The following is a 3,781-nucleotide window of genomic DNA, read 5'->3' as shown; positions in this document are numbered from 1 at the left end:
CTGTGTCACGGCCGAGCCTTTTGTCGAAGCCTGACCAGATGCGCAGCGCCTCGGCCATGAGAGGAACTTCGCGCGGGTCGCGGCGGGAGATGCGCACCCAGCCCCAGTTACGGCTCGACTGTTCCTGACCGATGCCTCCTTTTTCGCACAAGGCAACCTTGTGACCGCGCTCGGCAAGTTCCAGCGCCGTGGAAGTTCCGATAATACCGCCGCCGATGACGACTACATCGACTTTTTCGGGCAGATTTTCATCGCCGTGCACGCGCACGACATAGGGACCGGGCATTTAATAGGATTCCTCTAACTGGCAGTTGATGGTGAATTCGGCGACGCTCGCCTCATTTGGAAGATCGAGCAGCATTGCCGTGATACGGGCGATATCACCGGGCTCGGTCAGGAGATTGTCAGCACGGTTGGTCAGAGCGCGCGCCATGTCGGTTGCGACAAATCCAGGACAAATCACGGTTGCACGTATACCGAGGTCCCAACCCGTATGGCGAATGCCATGGGCCAGAGCCACCGCGGCAAACTTGGAGATTGAATAGAGGCTGGCGGCCGAAGATTTCACACGCTTGCCGGATAGCGAGCCAAGGATAATAACGCGTCCTCGCCCGCTTTTGCCAAGCGCGTCCCAAGTCGCGGACGCGAGCCGGCGCGGCGCCTTGACATTGATCGCCAGCATGGCATCGAGATCCGCATCATCGGCCTCAATCACGTTTTTCGGGATCATGATGCCGGCATTGGCGATGATCGCGTCGATGCGGCCGAACCTCGTTAATGCTTGCTCCGTCCATCCGGCTTCTGCCGAAGGATCGCTTGCATCGTAGGCAACGACCTGGACACGATCCGGATCAGCCCAGTCAGGCAATTGCGGGCTGCGCATGCCCAGTGACAGCCGCCATCCTGCAGCACCAAGAAAGCGCGCAATCGCCTCCCCTATTCCTCTGTTTGCCCCCGATATCAGGCCGACACGTTCTTCCGTCATATCAACGTTGCTCCCCAGTCATGCCGACCATCTTCCGGTACGCCCGGCGCAATATATCCATCACCTGAGCCTGCTCTTCTTCCGCAATGAACGAGAAGAAATCCTTTGACTGCTTGGTGACAATTGGCCGGATCATGGCAGCAAGCTCAGCACCTTTCGGAGTGACATAGAGCTCCTGCGCGCGCCGTTCACTGGCAGAGGTTTGCCGCCTGAGAAGATCATGTTCAATCATCTGCTCTATGAGACGGCCCATCGCCGAGCGGTCTTTCATGATGATCTGCGCGATAACCGACGGGCGGATTCCTGGGTGACTGTCTACTAGAAGCAGCGTTGTAATCTTGCCGGTTCCGCGCGCCACATCGCATCCATCGAGACGAGCATCAAGATCGCGGGAAACCGCAATGTTCATGGTGCGGATGTAGAAACTCAACGTGTCTTCGAGCACGTCGAGATCGACATGCTCAATCGTGGTTGGCTTCGATGTCTTCGGCATTCGGGCAAATTCCTTCCGCTCCCTCCACGGTGCGTTGCGTCCGAGGGTTCCAAGGCTTCTGAATTTGTTATGCAGCTTTCAATTTTGCATGCTTCGGCAAATAGTGGACAAATGCAACTATTTTTTTATGTGAGGTTGCAGGAATACCGAGCGAACAAAGAAATTGCCCGTTTGACGAGCCAAACGGGCATCAAAAAAGCACTCCAAGCCCAAAAATCAGGCAGCAGGTTCCCACTGGCTGCCTGGAATTGCCGAGACCAGCCGTTGCGTGTACGCGTGCGCCGGACTGCGGAAGATTTGCGAGGGCGGTCCGAATTCTACGATCTCGCCGCGATACATGACTGCGATGTCATCGCAGATCTGGCTGGCTACGCGCAAATCGTGGGTGATGAAGATCATCGCCACGTGGAGGAGTTTTTGAATTTTTGTCAGCAGTTCCAAGATTTGAGCCTGAATAGAAACATCGAGCGCCGACACCGCCTCATCAGCGACGAGAAGCACCGGATCGAACATCAGGGCTCGAGCGATGCCAATACGTTGTCTCTGCCCGCCTGAAAACTCATGCGGGTAACGATCGTAAGCACCTTCATCCAGGCCAACAAGTTCAAGGAGCTGCACCGCCTTCGCCCTTGCTTCTGCGGCGCTGACACCGTGCGCCATCGGTCCCACGACCAATATTTGTCCGACGGTGTGGCGGGGATTGAGTGAYGCAAAGGGATCCTGGAAAATCATCTGGATATAGGGGCGCATCGACCGGAATTCCTTGGCGTCGAGCGGTGCGATGTCCTGACCGTTGAACAGTATCTTGCCGCCATCGGCATCCATCAGCTTGAGCAGTACCCGCCCAAGAGAGGACTTTCCAGACCCGGACTCCCCCACGACGCCGAGCGTGCGGCCCTTGCGGATCGTAAAACTCACATCATTGACCGCATGCACCCTGCGCCCCTTCGTAAAGAAGCTCCCGCCGCTCGTATAGATTTTGTTGAGCTTTTGCACGTCAAGCACGACCGGGGTTTCTGCATCGCTCGCTCTGTCCTTGTCGCGCATTCGCGGTACGGCTGCTGTAAGGCGCTGCGTATAGGGATGCGATGGATGATTGAGCACGTCGTCGGCTTTGCCTTGCTCGACTATCTTGCCTTTTTCCATGACGACGACGCGATCGGCAATCTCTGCCACGACACCGAAGTCGTGCGTGATGAACATGACGCTCATGTGCTTGTCGCGCTGGATCTTGCGGATCAATTCCAGGATCTGCGCCTGCGTTGTTACATCAAGTGCCGTCGTCGGTTCATCGGCAATCAATACATCAGGACCAAGAGCCAGGGCGATCGCGATCATCACACGCTGTCGCTGTCCGCCGGACAGTCGAAAGGGATATTGGTGCTGCATAAGCAGCGGGTCTGGCAGGCCTACCTCATCGAGCAGATCCAGCACGGCTTTTGCCCGTGTTTCGGGAGTGCCGACATTGTGCACCTCCATGACCTCGGCGATCTGCGCGCCGACCGTCATCAAGGGATTGAGCGCAGAGAGAGGATCCTGGAAGATGATCGAAACAGCACGCCCGCGCAGTCCGCGCACATATTCGTCCTTGGCCTCGAGGATATTGATGCCTTTGAAGCGGATCGCGCCTTTGCTGGCTCGAATGGACGATGGCAGCAGGCCCATGATTGCGTTTGCGGTGACGGACTTTCCCGATCCAGACTCGCCGATGATGCAAAGAATTTCACCGGGTCGCAGCTCAAAAGAAATATCTTCCACAGCGTAGCGCCGCTCCATGCCCAGCGGCAGGTCCACTGTCAGATTTTCAACGGAGAGAATTGCATCTCCATTGGCTATTGTGCTTCCTTTTTCAACTGCGCTTGTCATAACACCAGCGATCCTTCCGGCTTTGAAACATCAATTCAGTCATCTTTCCATTCGATGCCTGCAATGACAAGCAAGCAATTTCGATGCCAGTTCAACCTGAGACACTTGCCTTAAGCCACGGATCGCGAAGATCCCATTATTGGTGGATACATCTTTTTACTGGCTATAATATTGGAGCTGAAGCCGATAATTGTCTTCAATGACGAACACTTCGAGCCGTATTCCTGCGAAGACGTTAACTGTATTTTTCTGCTTTTCATGTTAGCTTCGGGCATGACAGACGTTCGGAATATGCGCCTGCACTCAAGACCTTCCTTAACGCCCGCCGATGCCGAGGCCAACCGGTGGAGCTTCGCGCTTGAATCCGCCGGCCTCGGTGTTTGGGATTCCAATCTTACCACCGGACAGTGCTATTATTCAGCTACATGGAAGAAAAT

5 protein-coding genes are annotated in these 3,781 nt (G+C 55.5%); 1 reads left to right on the top strand and 4 read right to left on the bottom strand.

Features of this window, described 5'->3' with window-relative positions; all coding sequences use genetic code 11:
- From ACXJ5O_RS21275 to ACXJ5O_RS21260, 4 genes are all read right to left on the bottom strand, one after another.
- Nucleotides 1–286, bottom strand: a 286-nt coding sequence (locus ACXJ5O_RS21275; RefSeq protein ID WP_457301628.1) for an FAD-dependent oxidoreductase, incomplete at its 3' end; no start/stop codon positions are given.
- A complete protein-coding gene (locus ACXJ5O_RS21270; RefSeq protein ID WP_457301627.1) occupies nt 287–985 on the bottom strand; it encodes an SDR family NAD(P)-dependent oxidoreductase in 699 nt (232 codons plus the stop codon).
- Nucleotide 986: 1 nt separating this feature from the next.
- Nucleotides 987–1,478 carry a MarR family winged helix-turn-helix transcriptional regulator gene (locus ACXJ5O_RS21265; protein WP_457301626.1) on the bottom strand — a complete coding sequence of 164 codons (492 nt, stop codon included), beginning with the start codon at nt 1,476–1,478 and terminating at the stop codon, nt 987–989.
- Between the two features lie 216 nt (nt 1,479–1,694).
- Entirely contained in the window at nt 1,695–3,344 is a 1,650-nt protein-coding gene (locus ACXJ5O_RS21260) for an ABC transporter ATP-binding protein (RefSeq protein WP_457301625.1), read from the bottom strand.
- Between the two features lie 171 nt (nt 3,345–3,515).
- Between ACXJ5O_RS21260 and ACXJ5O_RS21255 the strand changes: the two genes are divergently transcribed.
- The coding region (locus tag ACXJ5O_RS21255) for a hypothetical protein (RefSeq protein WP_457301624.1) at nt 3,516–3,781 on the top strand (266 nt) is incomplete at its 3' end.

It is taken from the genome of Phyllobacterium sp. P5_D12 (assembly GCF_054049495.1).
The sequence above is the reverse complement of the archived record's forward strand: the minus strand, read 5'-3'. Positions and strand labels throughout refer to the sequence as shown.